Here is a 19,074-nt window from a genome sequence, read left to right on the forward strand (position 1 = left end):
GATCGCGCTTTTGCTCTTGAAGATATTGATAATAAAAAGCGATCGCCTGTTTAATAGTCACTAAGTTTAAGAAACCATTTAAGAATTGGATAGATCCCCCCCAGCCCCCCTTAAAAAGGGGGGAGAATTAAATTCTTCCGCCTTTTTAAGGGGGATTGAGGGGGATCTCTTAGAGTTTTTGACCGCAGAAAGTAATTCTTAAATGGTTTCTTAATTAATAGCAAGTCTCTTACTAAGTGGCTGGGGATAATTAAAACCCAGAATCAAAAGCTATAGCGCACGCTGCGCCTGCGCTATAGCTTTTGGAGCTTTATATTTAATTGTATCCAGTTACTTAAAAATTTTAAAAAATGACCTTTAAACATTGGCTTAACATAATTGGCATCGGTGAAGATGGCTTGTCAGGACTAAGTACCTCAGCCCGATCGCTAATCGATCGCGCCGAAATTTTGGTAGGGGGCGATCGCCATTTAAAAATGCTACCAGAATTGCTAGAGGATCGGCGATCGCGCCTTGTTTGGTCAACGCCAATTGAAACAAACATTCAGCAAATTATGAATTTACGCGGTAAATCCGTATGCGTCTTAGCCAGTGGCGATCCCCTTTGGTTTGGCATTGGGACGACTTTATTAAAAAGAATTCCCATAGAAGAAGTTGCAGTCATTCCATCAACCTCCACTTTTAGCTTGATCTGTGCCCGATTAGGATGGTCATTGAATGAAGTGGAAACCCTGAGCCTCTGCGGTCGTCCTACTTCACTTTTACAGCCCTATATCTATCCGAACGCTAAACTTCTCATTCTCAGCGCAGGCAAAGAAACACCCCAACTTGTCGCCAAGATTTTATGCGATCGCCACTTCAGCAATAGCAAGATTACTATTCTTGAACATCTTAACGGAACGAAAGAGCGGATTATTGCTACTTTTGCCAATCAATATCAGGATTTTCCCGAATTCGCCGATCTAAATGCGATCGCCGTGGAATGCATTCCCCAGACTGAAGCAAGAATTTTATCGCGGATGGGAGGACTTCCCGATGAAGCCTATCTCCATGACGGTCAGTTAACCAAGCGCGAAGTTCGCGCCATCACTCTATCGACCCTTGCTCCCAATGCAGGCGAGATGCTGTGGGATGTTGGCGCTGGTTGCGGTTCGATTGGGATTGAATGGATGCGAAGCCATCCCCGCTGTCAGGCGATCGCTATCGAAAAATTGCGTACCCATTTTATTGCAGAAAATGCGATCGCCCTTGGTACACCTCACCTAAAAATCATCGAAGGCAAAGCCCCCGAAATTTTGCAAGGGCTACCGATCCCAGATGCAATCTTTATCGGTGGTGGCGCAACTGTCCCCGATCTGTTAGAGACTTGCTGGGCAAGTTTGCCATCTCAGGGGCGCATTGTGGCTAATGTTGTCACCCTTGAAGGCGAACAGAAATTATTTCAATGGCAGCAACAATATGGCGGGACGCTTACACAAATTTCCATCGGTCGTGCCGAAGCGATTGGAACGTTTAGGGGCTGGAAGCCGATGAGACCCGTAACGCAGTGGAAAGCCATCAAGCCTTAGCTTTGTGGGCGATCGCCCACAAAGCTAAGGCTTTTGTGGATAAAAAAAGTCCCACCAAGTTATTTAGCTTCGACTCCGCGTTTTTAATTAAGTAGTTCGGCATAATTAAAAACCAAAACCAAAGAGCATACCGCCCGCGCAGCGGGCGGTATGCTCTTCTAGGTTTTAAGTTTACTTATGCCGAACTACTTATATCAAATTTTGATTATTCCTTGCTAGAGCAATTACGACTGATTTGGAAGATGCCTAATGGGAAAAAAGTCAGGAATGCGATATGACTTTTTGACTAGTTAGGTCATTACTTTGCGTTCATGTGTAAATTTTGGTCGCCCCCTAGAATTATGGTAACTGAAAGTTCCTCACTTCAATATAAAGGCTTGGAGATATTGAATATTTCCGAGCCTTTTCTCTCGAAATTCCTTAACAGCTCGCAATTTATACCCCTAAAAATCTATTGAATATATAAAATAGAGATGAAACAGAGATGAAAACTGAGACAAAAACAGATATGAAGATAGAAAATACAAAGACTGCGATCGCGACAACGATAATCTCAGCAACATTAATTTTGGGAGGTATTTCGGCTTGTACGCCCGCTAGTTCTTCAGATTCTTCTCAATCTACTCCCCCATCTACCACGTTACCAGTAAGCAGTTCTTCTCCAGAATCTGTGCCTGTCAATGTTTCCGCAGATTCTAGTGCTGATAAGTCGAACCCTAACTCCAAGGAAAGAGAACAGGCTCGCGAAGCAAGACGTAAACAGGTTGAATCAGTGTTGAATCCATCGCAGATTCAACAGTTGCAGGCAAAAATGAAACAGGGGGAAAGGCTACGTAAAGCAGTGATTGGGCTAGATCTCACCGCTGAACAGAAGACCAAAATTCAGATGATTTTTGAGAAGTCCTACGAGCAGACTCCCTATCCCGATAAATGATAAGTAATACCAAGGTTAAAAATGGCGTAGCCATTTTTAACCTTGAAAACCTGACTGGGCTTGGTTTTCAATTCATAAAAGTGTTGTCACGCTTTCGTGAATTGGTATAAGTGGGCTTAATTAAATATAAAAGGCTAAAACCTGCGGCGCACGCCGTGCGTGCGCCACAGGTTTTAGCCTTAGTTAAAAAACTCTATTTAGAAGGATTTAGTAATTTTTATGAACGAGCATCAGTTAGAGATCCCCTTAGAGATTTCCCAAAATGGCGATCGCAATAGCAATCATCCCGAATTATATGAGGATGGGGCTAAGTCAAAATCATTAGCTAAATTCTTCTCCAAAAGACGTATTGGTTTCGCAATTGTAGGATTGCTTTTGTTGGGAACTGTTGGTTTCTTTAGCTTTCGAGCCTTGACCGCAACTAAACAGGATGACAATAGTAAGAAAGGCGATAAGCGCGAACAACTTACTCCCGTGGCGGTGGCGGTAGTCACTCAAAAAACTGTACCGATTCAATTACAGGCGATCGGTAACGTTCAAGCTAGTTCCACTGTGTCTGTGACTCCGCAAGCAGGAGGCATGATTACGGGTGTACATTTTAAGAAAGGGCAGGAAGTGCATAGGGGAGATCTCTTATTCACGATCGATAACCGATCGCAAATAGCCTCAATTCAACAGGCGCAAGGAGTATTGGCAAAGGATCTCGCCCAAGTACAGCAGGCTCGGGCAAACCTTGCGCGTGATATGGGATTGGTGCGATCGGCAGAGGCTACTTTAGCGAAGGATATGGCTCAGGCGCAGTTTGCGAAGGCGGAGAGTGATCGCTATAGCACTCTCTATAAAGAAGGTGCGATCAGTCAGGATCAAGCACAGCAATATAGCACCAATAATCGCGTCTCGGAGGCAACTTTGCAAAGCGATCGCGAAGCGATTACTAATGCTCTAGCGGTGGTTGAGGGGGATAAAGCGGCGATTGCCAATGCGGAAGCGGTGGTCGCAACGGACGAGGGGGCTTATCAAAACGTGCAAGTACAGGCTTCTTATACCGAAATCTATGCGCCGATTGATGGGCGGGCTGGCAATATTCTCGTTACCGCAGGAAATGTCGTTCAGGCAAATAGTAGTAGTCCGTTGGTGACAATCGCCCAAGTTAATCCCATTCAAGTTGCTTTCGCGATTCCTGAGGTAAACCTTCCCGAAATCCAAAAACGGATGAAAAATGGCAAGCTCGATGTGACGGTGACTTTTGCTGGTAGCAAGACTCCGATATCAGGAACTCTAACCTTCATTAATAACACCGTTGATAATACGACGGGGACGATTCAACTGATTGGCGATTTTAATAATGCGGGCGGTCAACTCTTTCCGGGGCAGTTTGTGAATACGACCTTGACCTTAAACGAAGAACCCAATGCGATCGTTGTCCCCGCTCAAGCGGTGCAAAATGGGGCGAATGGGCAGTTTGTGTTTGTGGTTAATGACGATGATAAGGATAATCCGACGGTAACTAATCTGCCAGTAGTGGCTAGTAGCACGATCGACGGACTAGATATCATTCAAAAAGGTTTGAAATCAGGCGATCGCGTCGTGATCGATGGTCAGGCAAATCTTGTCAACGGCAGTAAAATCCGCATTAAAGAGCCCGATAGTAATGCTGTTGGCAATGAGACAAAGCCAACGACAGATCCAACTAAGGCAGGTAAACCTCGAAAGCCACGTTCTGCCAAGACAGAGGGAGCTAATTAATGAATCTCTCAGAAATTTTTATTCGTCGCCCGATCATGACTACTCTAGTGATGGCGGGAATCTTGATTTTCGGATGGATGAGCTATCAGTCTTTGCCGATTAGCGATCTGCCCAGTGTGGACTATCCCACAATTCAGGTGACAGCCTCTCGCCCTGGAGCTAGCCCTGAGACGATGGCAGCTTCAGTGACGCGCCCTTTAGAAAAGCAGTTCTCTAGTATTGCAGGGTTAGATTCGCTCAATTCGACTACCACCTTGGGGAAGACGCAAATTGCACTGCAATTTAGCCTGAACCGTAGTATTGACGATGCGGCTCAGGATGTACAGGCGGCGATCGCTGCTTCTTCTGGACAGATTGCTAGCGATTTACCCAATCCGCCTACTTTTAGTAAGGTTAACCCCGCCGATCAGCCCATTCTCTATCTCTATCTCTATTCACCGACATTACCACTTTCGCAAGTGGATAGCTATGCCGAAACTTACCTGGCGCAAAAGCTCTCAACCATCTCAGGGGTGGCGCAGGTAAGCGTTTACGGTTCGCAAAAGTACGCGGCAAGGATTCAACTCGATCCGCAGAAATTAGCCAGTCAAGGAATTGGTATTGACCAAGTGCAAACGGCCATCCAGCAGGGTAATGTCAACTTACCGACAGGAAGCCTTTCGGGCGATCACAAAAACTTTACCGTACAGACCAATGGACAATTACAGGATGCGGCAGCTTATCGCAAATTAATTGTCGCTTATAAGAATAGCGCCCCCATTTATCTAGAGCAGCTAGGTCGGATTGTAGATAGCGTTGAGAATGACAAGGTTGCAAGTTGGTATAACAACAGTCGGGCGATTATTCTCTCGATTCAGCGACAACCAGGCACGAATACGGTACAAGTGGTCGATACAATTCAGAAACTACTACCCAAATTACGCGAGCAGGTTCCCAATTCTGTGCAGATTGGCGTGCTGTACGATGCATCGCAATCAATTCGTGAATCCGTTGATGATGTGCGATTTACCTTGGTTTTAACGATCGCTTTAGTTGTTTTGGTCATCTTTATATTTTTGCGGAATCTTTCGGCAACGGTAATCCCCAGCCTTGCCCTGCCCGTATCGCTGATCGGTACGTTCGCAGTGATGAACCAGCTTGCGTTTTCTCTGGACAATCTATCGTTGATGGCTCTTACCCTATCGGTAGGTTTTGTGGTGGATGATGCGATCGTCATGCTGGAAAATATCGTCCGCCATATGGAAATGGGCGAACGCCCGATGCAGGCCGCGCTCAATGGCTCTAGGGAAATTGGGTTTACAATTCTATCGATGACGCTCTCCTTGGTTGCGGTATTCATTCCCATGCTATTTATGAGCGAACTCTTGGGGCGATTATTCCACGAGTTTGCCGTGACGATCGCTGTTTCGATTCTGGTTTCAGGATTTGTATCCTTGAGCTTGACTCCGATGTTATGCAGTCGCTTTTTACGTTCGGCTAACCATGCCCACCAAAGTCGCTTTTATCGCGTTACCGAAGAAATATTCGATCGCTTTCTCGGCTTGTACGATCGCAGCTTAAAAACCGTAATGAAATATCATCGCACCACGATGATGATGTCCTTTGTGTTGCTATTGGCGACGATTGGGCTATTTGTGGCCGTACCAAAAGGATTTATTCCTAGTGAGGATAAGGGGCAGATTGTGGGAACGACTCAAGGCGCTCAAGATACTTCCTTTGCCGCTTTAGTCCTGCATCAACAAGCTGTCGCTGAGATGATTGCCAGCGATCCCAATGTGGATGCGGTGAACTCGAATATTGGTGCGAGTGCAAGTGGTGCGTCTAATGCGGGTAATTCAGGGAGTTTATTTATTCGCTTAAAGCCGCGATCGCAACGGGAGAAAAGTGCCGATGAAGTCATCCAAGCATTGCGATCGAAACTAGCTGATGTTACGGGCATTCAAGTATTTTTGCAGAATCCTCCCGCAATTCCCATTGGTACGCAACAAACCACGGGGCTTTATCAATTAGAACTCCAAAATACCGACTTGCAGCCATTGCAGGAGTATGTACCAAAACTCGTAGAAAAAATGAAGGCTCTACCTTTATTGCAAGATGTGAATAGCGATTTACAAATGACTTCTCAAGTCAAAATTGATATTGATCGCCGTAAGGCATCCTCCCACGGCATCACCGCCCAACAGATCGAAAATGCTTTGAGAAGTGCCTATGGTTCTTATCAGGTGTCAACTATCTATGGTGCGACTAACGAATATCAAGTCATTCTTGAATTACAGCCCGAGTTTCAGCAAGATGTTAATGCTTTACTATCGCTCTATATCACCTCAACCTCTGGGCAAGTCGTGCCGCTCAAAACCTTTGCGACGATTTCTCAAGGAATTGCGCCCTTGATGGTTAACCACTCAGGCAGGATGAACGCGGCAACGATCTCGTACAATTTAGCGCCGAATGTGGCTTTGGGGACAGCCAACCAGCAAGTCGAGCAGTTAATCCGCGAAACGATACCTGAGAATATTGCTACTAGCTTTACGGGAGCCAGTCAGGTATTTCAGAGTTCTTTGCCCAGCTTAATATTTTTATTGGCGGTTGCAATTCTGGTGATTTATCTCATTCTGGGCATTCTCTACGAAGATTTTATTCATCCGATTACGATTCTATCTGGGTTACCCTCCGCAGGTTTTGGCGCTTTGCTCACCCTGATGATATTTAATGTCGAACTTAATGTGTATTCCTTTATTGGCATTATTTTGCTAGTGGGTATTGTTAAGAAGAATGGAATTATGATGGTGGACTTTGCGATCGAGGCTCAGCGCACCGAAGCCTTAAAACCAGCGACCGCCATCTATCAAGCCTGTCTTGTTCGTTTTCGCCCGATCATGATGACCACAATGGCAGCGCTCATGGGGACTCTGCCGATCGCGATCGGCTTCGGTGCGGGTTCAGAATCGCGTCGCCCCTTAGGGATTGCCGTAGTTGGTGGCTTAGTATTTTCGCAAATCTTGACTCTATATCTAACGCCTGTCTTCTATATTTATATGGAAGCATGGCGGAAGAAGATTAGGGGATTTAGTTTTAAAAATCTTTTCCTAGAGAGGGTTTAAAAACATGAATCTTTCTAAATTATTTATCACCCGTCCCGTTATGACTACCCTAGTCATGATTGGTATCCTCATCTTTGGCATTATGAGCTATGCTCTACTCCCAATTAGCGCTCTACCCAATGTCGAGTATCCCTTCATCAGCGTCTCGGCAAGTCTGCCTGGAGGTACGCCTGAAACGATGGCTTCCGCCGTTGCCGCCCCTCTCGAACGACAGTTCACCGAAATTGCAGGGCTAAACTCCTTTAACTCCACTAGCGCTACGGGAAGCACTAATATTTCCTTGCAATTTGACTTTAGCCGTAGCGTGGCTTCGGCGGCAAAGGATGTACAAGCGGCGATTTCGGCAGCGGCAGGACAATTACCTGCGGATATGCCCAAACCCCCAACCTATCGTAAAGTCAATCCTTCGGTTTCGCCCATTCTTTATCTCTATCTTTATTCGGAAACTCTACCGATTTACGAGGTGGATGAAAGCGCCGAAATTACGATCGCTCAACCCATCTCCGCTATTAATGGGGTTGCGCAAGTACAGGTCTATGGTCAAAAGCAGTATGCCGTGCGTGTGCAACTCGATCCGCGTGCGGTTGCAGCTAGGGGGATTGGACTTGATCGGATTAAGACGATCATTCAGTCAGGGAATGTCACCTTGCCTACGGGTAGCCTATCGGGCAAAGATAAGAGCTATCTCATTCAGGCAAATGGGCAATTAAATAATGCGGCGGAATATGGAGAATTGATTGTTAGCTATCAAAATGGTGCTCCCGTAAGGCTGAGGGAACTGGGTGATGTAATTGATAGTATCCAAAACAATAAAGTTTCTAATCTTTTTAGCGATCGCAAGGTTGCTAATCAACCCTCCATTGTTCTCGCTGTACAGCCACAACCGGGGGCGAATACCGTCCAGATTGTGGATGCGGTCAAAGCGATGTTACCGACATTGCAAGCTCAAATTCCTAAATCAATCGAGATGGGCATTCTCTACGATCGCTCCCTATCGATCCGTGCTTCGATCCAAGATGTGCAGTTTACTTTAATTCTTTCGATTGCCCTTGTGGTGATGGTGATTTTTCTGTTCTTGCGGGATCTGCCTGCGACGATGATTCCGAGTATGGCTTTACCGATCGCGATTATCGGCACTTTCGCTGTCATGTACTTGCTGGGCTATTCCCTCGACAATTTATCATTGATGGCTTTGACGCTCTCCGTAGGCTTTGTGGTTGATGATGCGATCGTCGTCCTCGAAAATATCGTTCGCCATCGTGAGATGGGCGAACCGCCGATGGTTGCGGCTTTAAAGGGTTCACAGGAAGTGAGCTTTACGATTTTATCGATGACCCTCTCCTTAGTGGCTGTGTTTATTCCGATCATCTTTATGGGTGGACTGATTGGCAAACTATTCCATGAATTTGCGATCGTGATTAGCGTCGCTATCCTCGTATCGGGGTTTGTTTCTCTCAGTCTTACCCCCATGCTTTGTAGCCGCTTCTTGCGATCGTCCCATCACCAACAAAACCGCTTGGCAAAATTTTTAGAAAATGCCTTTGATAGTTTACTAAAAGGCTACGAATGGACTCTTAAACCCGTTTTAAAGCATCATCGGGTGACAATGATTGCTTCTTTCCTATTACTATTTCTCACATTTTATACCTACATGCTAGTTCCTAAGGGGTTAATTCCCAACGAAGATACGGGACAGTTAATGGTAAATACTAAGGCTGCGCAGGATATTTCTTTCGATGATATGTTAAAGCACCAACAGGCTGTGGTTGACATTATTCGCAAAGATCCCAATGTTGCTGCGCTTAACTCTACGGTCGGTGCGGCGGGACCCAATGCTTCCGTTAACAATGGGCGGATCACCGTGCGGCTCAAACCTCGCGATCAGAGACCACTCAGCGCCGATGAAATTATTCAAGAACTAACTCCCAAGCTACGTCGAGTTACGGGCATTCAGGCTTTCCTGCGATCGCCGCCAGCGATTCCCATTGGCGGGCAGCAAACCAATTCTACCTATCAATTTACACTTCAGAGTCTCAACTTACAGGATCTGCGCGACTCTATTCCCAAATTGCTAGACAAGATCAAGACAATTCCGGGGTTGAGAGGTGTCGATACCGATCTACAACTGAGAACCCCCCAAATAGAAGTAAAAATTGATCGCGATAAAGCGGCACTTTTAGGGATTACAGCAACCCAGATCGAAAAAACCCTTGGAAATGCCTATGGTTCCAGCCAAGTTTCCACAATGTTTACCCCTGATAATCAGTTTTACGTTATTTTGGAATTGAAACCAGAGTTCCAAAAGGATGCTACCGCTCTATCTATGATCTATGTGAGCGATCGCAATGGCAGATCGGTTCCTTTAAGTGCGATCGCTTCCATCATTCAAAATGTTGGTCCCCTCACGGTCAATCATCTGGCTCAACTTCCCTCTGCAACTATTTCCTTTGATACGCAGTTAGGTACATCGCTCAATGATGCCACCGATGCAATTAAGAAGGTTGCCAAGGAGGTGTTGCCAGATACGGTAACTCCTAGTTTTCAAGGATCGGCACAGGTATTTGCTCAGTCCTTTAACGATTTGGGGCTGTTGTTATTAATTTCCATTGTGGTCATTTATTTGATTCTCGGTATCCTTTACGAAGACTTTATCCACCCCATCACGATTTTGTCGGGGCTTCCCTCTGCGGGCTTTGGCGCTTTACTGACGTTATGGATATTTCAGGTGGAGTTAAATCTCTATTCCTTTATTGGCATTATCTTGCTAGTCGGAATTGTCAAGAAAAATGGCATTATGCTCGTAGACTTTGCGATTGATGCGCAACGCAGAGAGAACAAAAGTCCAAGGGAGGCGATTTATGCAGCTTGTATCGTCCGTTTTCGACCAATTATGATGACGACGATGGCAGCCCTAATTGGGACATTACCGATCGCTTTAGGTACAGGTACGGGGTCTGAAGCCCGTCGCCCTCTGGGTATAGCGATCGTAGGTGGATTGATCTTTTCGCAAGTTCTGACATTGTATCTGACCCCCGTTTTCTATACCTATATGGAAGCATGGCGACAAAAGTTCGTGCGCCCTAAGTCAAATCAGCGTCATGTGACCTCTCATGACAAAATCAAAACCCAATAAGAGAAGGGCGGCGCTTTGCGCCGCCCTTCTCTTATTGGGTTTTATCTACTAATACATTTGGCGATAGTTATAGGTTTATTGCTAATTAGCTGGGTATAGTTAAAACCCCAAAAGCTGTAGCGCACGCGCAGCGTGCGCTACAGCTTTTGAGGTTTTATATTTAATTGCACCTAGCTATTCATAGATGCTAGAAGTATTGGACGAGACCTTAAGATTTCTAGATCTTCGATTATGCTTGTGGTGTGGCAGATAGCAATCAACTAAAAATACTAAATTGGGATTGACATGATGAGAAAATTTTTGATGAGAAGATTTTTGTTTGTTGCTGTCATTTCTTTATTTGTAGTTCTGTATTTTTCTCCCTTTGCACTGTCAAAATCCACGTTGGTAAATATTAAGATCTTAGCTATCAATGATTTTCATGGAAACCTAGAAGCGGAAAACCTTACTTTTTCCCCTTTGGCAGCTAGCGATCGCATTCCTGCGGGCGGTGTTGAATATTTAGCTACGCATATTAAAAACTTGAGGGTGATTAACCCCAAAATTAAGCCTCAAAATACCGTTACTGTTTCCGCAGGAGATACAGTAGGAGCCAGTCCGCTGATATCTGCGCTCTTTCATGACGAACCTGCAATTGAAGCGTTAAATGCTCTAGGTTTAGAACTAAATGCTGTCGGTAATCATGAATTCGACGAAGGAGCGGAAGAGTTATACCGCAAGCAAAAAGGAGGATGTCATCCCGTCGATGGATGTCGCGATGGCGATGGTTTTGGCGGTGCAAAATTCAAATTTCTAGCAGCTAATGTAATTAATTCCCGTAATGACAAACCTATTTTTCCTGCCTATCAGGTGCGTACCTTTGATGGTGTCAAGATGGCTTTCATTGGGATGACTTTAAGAGGAACTCCCAATTTAGTCCGTTCTTCAGGGATAGTAGGGCTTGAATTTAAGGATGAAGCAGCTACGGTTAATGCCTTAATTCCTGAATTAAAGAAGCAAGGCATTAAAGCGATCGCCGTTATCTTGCATGAGGGCGGACTTGCTACGGGAAATTACAATGGTTGTGATGGGATCTCTGGCGCGATCGTGGATATTGTCAAGCAGACCGATCCTGAAGTAGATTTATTCATCACTGGTCATACGCATCAAGCCTACAACTGCCAAATCGATCGCCGTCTGGTTACCAGTGCTTCTTTCTATGGCAGATTAGTCAGCGACATTGATGTGACCTTAGATCGAGGGACGGGAGATGTTGCCTCAATGCGAGCCAATAATGTTGTTGTTACCCATGATGTGCCAAAGGATCCAGCCTTGACTCAGATAGTTCGGAAATACAAAGCCATTGCCGATCCGCTAGTCAATCGGGCGATCGGTTCGATTACTGCCAATATTACCCGTGCTGCCGATCGCAATGGGATCTCTCCTCTGGGTAGAATAATTGCCGATGCTCAACTTGCCGCTACTGCCGATGATACAAAAGGTGGTGCAGTAGCTGCCTTTATGAATTCAGGTGGCATTCGTACTGACCTGTCCAGTGCAAGTGAAAAGGGTATTGTGACCTACGGTCAGGCTTTTGCCGTTCAACCTTTCCGAAATCGCCTAGTTACCATGACCTTGACAGGTAAACAAATCAAACAGCTTTTAGAAAGTCAGTTTGATAATCCGCGTATTGGACAAAATCGGATTCTCCAAGTTTCCCAAGGTTTAACCTATAGCTATAGTAATTCTGCTGCGGTTGGAGATCGAGTCAGTAATATGGCGATCGCAGGAATTGCGATCGAGCCCGATCGCGATTATCGCATTACCGTTAACAGTTACCTAGCCGATGGTGGAGATAATTTTGCCGTCCTAAAAGAAGGACGCGATCGCCTCGAAGGATTACTTGATATTGAAGCTCTCGAAGCCTACTTCAAAATGCGATCGCCAATCTCGCCCTATTAGCTGTTGCCGAGCAAACGAGCCACAAGGGAAATTTTATACCAATTCCCAAAATGGCAACGCCATTTTGGGAATCTCAAAACCTTACTGGGTTTGTTTTTTAATTCACTGAAGTGTTGGTTCACTTCAGTGAATTGGTATTAAAAGGGTTACTCTGGAACCCTTTTAAAATTTCCCTTGGTTTGGCTTTGAGCACAAAGTGCTGTAAAAACCAAAGCCCTGTGGTGCAAGCTTCGCTTGCACCACAGGGCTTTGGTTTTTAAGGCTGCTTATAACGTTAATTAATATCTGAAGGATTTTCTTCAGTTGAACTAATCCATTCTTTCTCTTCTAGCTCATTAATTTGACGATAAAATTTTTGCAAATAACTGAGATCGCTTGCGAATAAATTTTCAATTACTATAGAACTTATCTCTTCTAAACCACCTAATTTCGTAATCACTCTAGATAAAATAATTACCGTGGCATAGGCAGGATTACTCTTTACACGGGGGTCGCGCATAGGAGTAATCTCATCAATCGCTCTGGATAGTCGCATTACTCCTTTACGATGGAGATTCCCGTCATTATCGACATAGCCTTTAGGCAATGTAAATTCAAACTCTGTTTGAATCATAAATATTTTATTAATCTAATGTTAATCTGTTAACTAATTCGCAAAAAATCTGTAACACTTAACTCTAACTCAGTAATTGCAAATTCACTACCATCAGCTTTAAAATCAGAAATCTTGTAACGGACTGGCCAAGCGCCATTAAATCGAAACCTTGCTTTCTCCGTAGCCCCTTGATCGTAAACCGTGATATCCCCATCTCGGAATTGTTCCGCCCAATTGCCATCTTCTACAGCTTTGAACCAATTCCACATCGTCATGGAAATGTTCAGCCCTTGTTTGAGCGTAATATTTTCACTCTTGCTATTGCCAGGGATCTTGGTACGGATTACTCTTCCTTTACTAGAACCACTCTTGCCCCAAACTTGAGGAGTGACTTCCACAATTTCAATGGCTTCTTGGCTGCGCGATAGACCGCTACATTCCATGAAGTAGCCATCAATTTTTTCCAGACTGCCCTGCAAAGTAATTTCTATATAAAACTTTGAATTGACTAGAAATTCAATTTGGGAATCTGCATCCGCCATGGAGGTCTCCTATGTTCGTATTTGTAATATGAGTGGTGCAAAGCACCACTCATATTGACATTTTAAGTTTTACGATGCATTGACTCATATACAAATTCAATCGTTTCCGTGGATAGCCCTTCAGCTCCTGCTTCCAGCTTTGTCGATTTATAGCTAGAGGGCATGATTCCAGTTATTTCCCACGTTGCAGCGGCTTCGCCACCTTGATTGTAGAGAGTGATCGTGCCTGTTTTACGTTCGCCTTTGGTTTTTGTTCCACCACCAGCAATTGGCTCAGAATGGGAATCGCTATACCATTGCATTAGGCGTTTATCTCCCACTGTGCAGACAAATTCAACAGTAATATTACTGTTGCTTATTCCAGTCACGGTTGCTTGGATTACTGACTTACCAGATTTAGTTACTCCATAGGATTTACTGTCGCCTGCGGTTTGTAGAGTTGTGCTAATACCACTTACACTTTTGACTATCAAGTCATCTAGACCAGATAAGTTAAAGTAGTATTTTGAACAGGCTAAAATTTCGCCTTTTGCCATTGTGTTTTGACCTCAAGATTTTGATAGTAATATATGGCTGGATTGTAGTCTTAGTAATGATTGAGCGTAATGATTGAGTCAATCTCTAATAATTATTCTAAGCTTGGTATCAATCCCTGAACCCAAAATTTGTAAGCGCCCTTAGTAGCACTCCCTAGACGACACGATTGATCTGTTCAGCAATAATTTCAAAAGTCTCGACAGCCAAGTCCTTACTTTCAGAGTTAAAATCACTGACCTTGTAGGACTTAATCCAACAATTTGTCAGGCTCCAACGAATTGCTTCATTGTCTTCGCTGTCGTAGGCAACAATCGAGCCATTCTTGCGACTAGAAGACCATTTCCCTTGTCCCCCTTCACTTTTGGGCATCGTTGCTAACATCCAATTATAAAAGTCCATATCGCCTTCGACGACATAGGCTTCAATCGTGACGTTGGGATTCTCTTCAAACCCCGCTGATGTACTTTGCCAAAGTGTCTTGCCACCTTTGGTTGAAGCAAGGGGTTTTTCATGTCCAGCTGTTTGTCCAGAAAAGGTAACTTCCGTTACACTTTTGATCAGTTTTTCTGTTAGTCCATCGAATTCTACGTAAAATCGACTATTAGGAATTGGTATAAGTGTAGGCATCTTCCCTCCTTAAAAGCTGAGTTACAAATCTATGCTGATAACTTATCATTTTAAAATCTAAAATCTATAAATTCCTAAGAATTAATGTGTAAATCTTAAAAATTTGATAGGTGATACCCAAAGGCTTATATTTGGAACCTAGGTATGGTAGCAAAATAATCTTTTGGGTATCAAAATGTATGTAGATGTATGTAGATGCATGTAGATAAAATTTAACAGCGCCGAAATCATCAGCGCTGTAAATCAATTAACTATTAGGCGACCATTGGCTGACTCGGAAGATGACGAATTCAGCGGGTCTGACGGGGCAAATGCCGACTTCGATATATAAACGACCCATCATCATGGTTTCATGGGTGTTCAGGGTGGCATCACACTTGACGTAAAAAGCTTCTGAGGATGCGCCGCCAAATAATGCTCCATTACGCCATAGCCCTTCGAGGAAGTTGCTGACGGTGCGAGTAACTCTTGCCCAAAGATCGGTGTCATTGGGTTCAAAGACCACCCATTGAGTGCCGATTTCGATCGATTTCTCGATATAGCTGATCAAGCGACGGACGCTGATATAGCGCCATTGAATATTGTCAGGCTCGACAAGGGTGCGCGCGCCCCATACTTTGAATCCACGGTTGTAGCTGGCAAAGTTACGGATACAGTTGATTCCAATGGGGTTGAGCATTTCTTGTTCGCGCATGTTGGTCTCGTAGGCTAAGCCAAGAACGCCTCGAGGGGTGTCGTTAGCGGGAGCCTTGAAGATGCCGCGTGATTGATCTGTGCGACACCATAGCCCCATGACATGACCACAGGGAGGCACGTAGGATGGCTTGCCACCCTTACGAGGATTGGCGACTTTGATCCAAGGATAGTAGAGCGCACCATACATAGAGCGACGGTTAAACATGCTTAACCATTGAGCTACGTCTTGGGGCTTTTGACGATCGGGAGGAACTGCTTCCATGCCTTTGGAGGGCTTAATTGGGGGCGGATCGATTACTGCCATCCGAAAAGCAGGACCTGGGAAGGAGTTTTCGCACATGCTGAGCATCATTTCCATGACTCCATGTACTTGATCGATGTCGATTAGTCCTGCTTCGTAGACGCGCATTAGGTCTGGGCAGGCAATCATCGCTGTTTCATCGATTTCAAACATGCCTTGGATGCCAGTGCGATCGTCTCTTTGTCCTAGGAGGTCGCGAGCGAAGCGATCGATCGATGAGATATAAGGAGGAGGTGCAATTTCGTAGGCTCCGTTAGCAGGACGACGGGAGAGTGGCTGTCCACTAACAGATATATCGGCGATGGTGACGTATTCAGAATCAGCGATCGCTGTTACTACATAGTCAGCAACTTCAGGCGCAACTTGAGGGTTCATCGTGACATGTTCGTACCGCTCTAGTTCTTGTCCCCCTTGGACAACGATCACGTTGAAAAATTCGCCAGTATTTAGAGGTGGCTCGGCATCAGCAGGTGCGTCATCGGGAAGAGGTTTGGGAGTGCTCTCTTGGACGATTACCTTAATACGCTCACTGGTTGAAGGGAGGGCCAATTGGCTGGCGGATGCATCCGCAGGCTTGATGTTGAACATCAAGGTTGGCTTGTTATTTGATGTGCCAATACGGAGAGCCGTGGCTTCAGGGGCGGGAGGCTCCGATCCAGGCAATTTAGTGCCGATACTGGTGACCCAGCAACGTCCGCCGCCATTAACAAACCAGCCATTTACCGCGAAGGGAAGGTAAGCGTCAAAGTCAGTGTATCCGTCGGAGCCAGGGGCTGCGTAGTATTCGCGATATTGATCCCATGATGTAACCAACATGGGTTTGAAAAGCTCAGCATCACCGCGTACATCTTCGGTAAATCCGATAAAGCCTGCCACACTGAGGCTGATGCCTTCAATGGGACGACTGCCTTTATCTACCTCTTCAACGTATACGCCCGGGGCGAAGTAGTCTAATGCCATATGCCACCCTTTAACTATGTCTATAGCCTCATAGAGTAGGGAGAATCGAATTTAAGGGTTATTAGACTTTAGTCTATACTTCTAGTAGTTCAGCATAATTAAAACCCAAAACTAGAGCATGTAACGCCTGCGTAGTGGGCAGTATGCTCTTCTAGGTTTTAATTTTACTTATGCCTAGCTATTTAATCTTAATTTAACCTTAAATAAGGTTGAAATTTTCTCAGATTAGGTTCAGATTATTTGGAGTTGAACCTAGCATAATTCCTATCGGAACTGCTCAAAAAACTCTGGAGAAACTTGATAACCCATTCATAAATTGACTAAGCATCAACTGACTAAGCATCAACGATCTATAACAAAGGATCTATAGCAAAGGATCTATGACAACAACGGCTCAGATAGTTTCGGTTTTATTGGTAGAAGATGATTCTAATTTTCGTCGTGGGTTACATACATTACTGAGTTTTTATAGTGATGATTGTTATCTTCAGTTTAAGATTGTCGGGGAAGCTACTTCTTGCGTCCAAGCTGTCAAGCTGGTAGTTGAGCAGAAGCCGTCTTTAATTCTCTTAGATGTCAAATTAGATCTAAAATCTCCTGAAGATAGTGGATTAAAGGTGCTGATGGATCTGAAAAAATTGGATTATCATGGCAAGGTTTTAATTTTGTCCGCTCATCGTGAAGATGAATTAGTATTTAGAGCGATGCAGTTGGGTGCGCGAGGTTATGTGGCAAAGGATCGGATTGGGAGTCAACTCTATGAGGCAATTTCGACAGTTATGAATGACGAAATCTTTTTGCCTCCTGATATTGCGACTAGTTTCTTTCGGATTTTTCATTTCTATTCTGGGCGATCGCTTCAGATACATTCCACAATTCATCTCACCGATCGCGAGCAGGAGGTCTTGAACTGGCTGATTAAGGGAGCTTCTAATGAAGACATTTCGCGTTACCTGCATGTGACGATCGCTACAGTGAAAGCTCATCTTACGAGTGTGTTTGAGAAACTGGGGGTGGCGAGCCGCACTCAGGCAATTGTTAGGGCGTTGAAATTAGGTTTGGTGAGTACCGATGAGTAATCATTTAGCGATCGCAACGGTGACGGCAACGCTCCAAAGGTTGTTGCAATCAGTCATTCAACAGGATATTGAAGGTGCGAGAGCCACTACCTTGCCACCTGCGGGAATTTCTACGGGTGCACCTGAGGTGGGGGTTAACATCTTTTTGTATCACGTTACGAGCAATCCCTCGTTAGCCAATTTTGACTCTACTCCCAATCGGATTAAAGGCAATCCACTCAATCGTCAAGTGGCTCTCGATCTTTATTATATGATGAGTTGCTATGGCAATGATGCGGAATTGCAACCCCAGAGGGTATTAGGAAGTGTCGTGAGTACGTTTGTAGATAAACGAATTCTTACACCTGAATTAATTCGTTCTACCTGTAATGACTCTACTTTCCCATTTTTAGTAGATGCCGATCTTGCTGATCAGATTCAACAGATTAATATTGTGCCCGTCGATATTTCGTTGGAGGATCTATCTAAGGCTTGGTCGGTGTTTTATCAAGTTCCCTACGTTTTATCGATCGCCTATCGTGCTTGTCTGGTGATCGTTGAGGGGCGAGAAAATTTCCAGAGAGCTTTGCCAGTTCGCGATGCTTCTCCTGCTGGTTTGGTTCCCTTTCCTGCTTCTCCCTATATTGAGCAAGTGCTGGCTCAGGGTAGCCGATTTGAGCCGATTGTGCTCGGTAGTATCATCATCGTGCGCGGGCGCAATCTGCAAAGCCAGAGTGTGGAAATCCATGTGGGCGATCTGATCGTTAAGCCTACATCGGTCATAGATCGGGAAATTATTTTTTCCCTTGCCAATATATCTTTTCCACAAATTCAAGCGGGAGTGCAGAGTTTGCAAGTAATCCATCGGATTGATAGTACTTCTCCGTTAATTACTAATGCGATCGCCTCGAATGTGATGCCCTTTGTTCTTTGTCCAACGATTGTTAGTGTGAGTGTGACTCAGCTAGAAGAGGTAGAGGATAATTTGCGATCGGCTGTAGTTGTATTGCAGCTAGATGTGCTAGTGCGTGAAAAGCAGAAGGTGGTTTTGTCCTTGAACGAATGGGCGGTGAATAGTCCCGCTATATATATGTTTGATCGCCCCCCACTTCCTCATAATAGTTCTACGATTGAGATTCCCATTAAGAATGTCAAGGCAGCAGAGTATCTAGTGCGAGTTCAGATTGATGGAGCTGAAAGTAAGCTGGGGGTAGATGATGATCCCGATAGTTCTACCTATAACTGGTACAACAGTCCTAAAATTACGATTCTGTAATACCAAGGTAAGAAATGGCTACGCCATTTCTTACCGCGCTTTGCGCTCAAACCCAAACC

General features: G+C 44.8%; 13 protein-coding genes. 8 read left to right on the forward strand and 5 right to left on the reverse strand.

Translation table 11 applies throughout. The features are described from left to right. The first annotated feature begins 350 nt into the window (after window positions 1-350). The 6 genes from PSE7429_RS15920 (at window position 351) to PSE7429_RS15945 (ending at window position 12,423) form a co-directional block, all read left to right on the forward strand. Window positions 351-1,568, forward strand: a complete 1,218-nt coding sequence (locus PSE7429_RS15920; protein WP_009628289.1) for a bifunctional cobalt-precorrin-7 (C(5))-methyltransferase/cobalt-precorrin-6B (C(15))-methyltransferase — start codon at window positions 351-353, stop codon at window positions 1,566-1,568. Between the two features lie 484 nt (window positions 1,569-2,052). Continuing rightward, window positions 2,053-2,502, forward strand: coding sequence for a hypothetical protein (locus PSE7429_RS15925; protein WP_009628290.1), 450 nt, complete (start codon window positions 2,053-2,055; stop codon window positions 2,500-2,502). Between the two features lie 219 nt (window positions 2,503-2,721). After that, window positions 2,722-4,248, forward strand: coding sequence for an efflux RND transporter periplasmic adaptor subunit (locus tag PSE7429_RS15930; RefSeq protein WP_009628291.1), 1,527 nt, complete (start codon window positions 2,722-2,724; stop codon window positions 4,246-4,248). Further along, window positions 4,248-7,349: an efflux RND transporter permease subunit gene (locus tag PSE7429_RS15935; protein ID WP_009628292.1), complete on the forward strand. Its 3,102-nt coding sequence runs from the start codon at window positions 4,248-4,250 to the stop codon at window positions 7,347-7,349. Before PSE7429_RS15930 ends, PSE7429_RS15935 begins: the two co-directional genes overlap by 1 nt. A gap of 4 nt (window positions 7,350-7,353) precedes the next feature. Then, a complete protein-coding gene (locus PSE7429_RS15940; RefSeq protein WP_009628293.1) occupies window positions 7,354-10,482 on the forward strand; it encodes an efflux RND transporter permease subunit in 3,129 nt (1,042 codons plus the stop codon). A 303-nt stretch (window positions 10,483-10,785) separates the two neighbouring features. After that, window positions 10,786-12,423, forward strand: a complete 1,638-nt coding sequence (locus tag PSE7429_RS15945; protein ID WP_009628294.1) for a bifunctional metallophosphatase/5'-nucleotidase — start codon at window positions 10,786-10,788, stop codon at window positions 12,421-12,423. A gap of 274 nt (window positions 12,424-12,697) precedes the next feature. Here the strand turns inward: PSE7429_RS15945 and PSE7429_RS15950 are convergent, their stop codons facing one another. From PSE7429_RS15950 to PSE7429_RS15970, 5 genes are all read right to left on the reverse strand, one after another. After that, window positions 12,698-13,036 carry a hypothetical protein gene (locus PSE7429_RS15950; protein ID WP_009628295.1) on the reverse strand — a complete coding sequence of 113 codons (339 nt, stop codon included), beginning with the start codon at window positions 13,034-13,036 and terminating at the stop codon, window positions 12,698-12,700. 29 nt (window positions 13,037-13,065) lie between these two features. Next, entirely contained in the window at window positions 13,066-13,560 is a 495-nt protein-coding gene (locus PSE7429_RS15955) for a phage tail protein (RefSeq protein ID WP_009628296.1), read from the reverse strand. A 62-nt stretch (window positions 13,561-13,622) separates the two neighbouring features. Then, entirely contained in the window at window positions 13,623-14,096 is a 474-nt protein-coding gene (locus PSE7429_RS15960; RefSeq protein ID WP_009628297.1) for a phage tail protein, read from the reverse strand. A gap of 154 nt (window positions 14,097-14,250) precedes the next feature. Next, on the reverse strand, window positions 14,251-14,724 hold the full coding sequence (locus PSE7429_RS15965) for a phage tail protein (RefSeq protein ID WP_009628298.1): 474 nt from the start codon (window positions 14,722-14,724) through the stop codon (window positions 14,251-14,253). Between the two features lie 247 nt (window positions 14,725-14,971). Continuing rightward, complete coding sequence (locus PSE7429_RS15970; protein WP_009628299.1) at window positions 14,972-16,681, reverse strand: phage tail sheath family protein; 1,710 nt, start codon at window positions 16,679-16,681, stop codon at window positions 14,972-14,974. A 380-nt stretch (window positions 16,682-17,061) separates the two neighbouring features. On the opposite strand from PSE7429_RS15970, the gene PSE7429_RS15975 reads away from it, so the two are divergent. Continuing rightward, window positions 17,062-17,760, forward strand: coding sequence for a response regulator transcription factor (locus tag PSE7429_RS15975; RefSeq protein ID WP_009628300.1), 699 nt, complete (start codon window positions 17,062-17,064; stop codon window positions 17,758-17,760). After that, window positions 17,753-19,015: a DUF4255 domain-containing protein gene (locus PSE7429_RS15980; protein ID WP_009628301.1), complete on the forward strand. Its 1,263-nt coding sequence runs from the start codon at window positions 17,753-17,755 to the stop codon at window positions 19,013-19,015. The genes PSE7429_RS15975 and PSE7429_RS15980 overlap by 8 nt, the downstream gene beginning before the upstream one ends. Window positions 19,016-19,074 lie beyond the last annotated feature (59 nt).

It is taken from the genome of Pseudanabaena biceps PCC 7429, from assembly GCF_000332215.1.
Taxonomy (GTDB): domain Bacteria; phylum Cyanobacteriota; class Cyanobacteriia; order Pseudanabaenales; family Pseudanabaenaceae; genus Pseudanabaena; species Pseudanabaena biceps.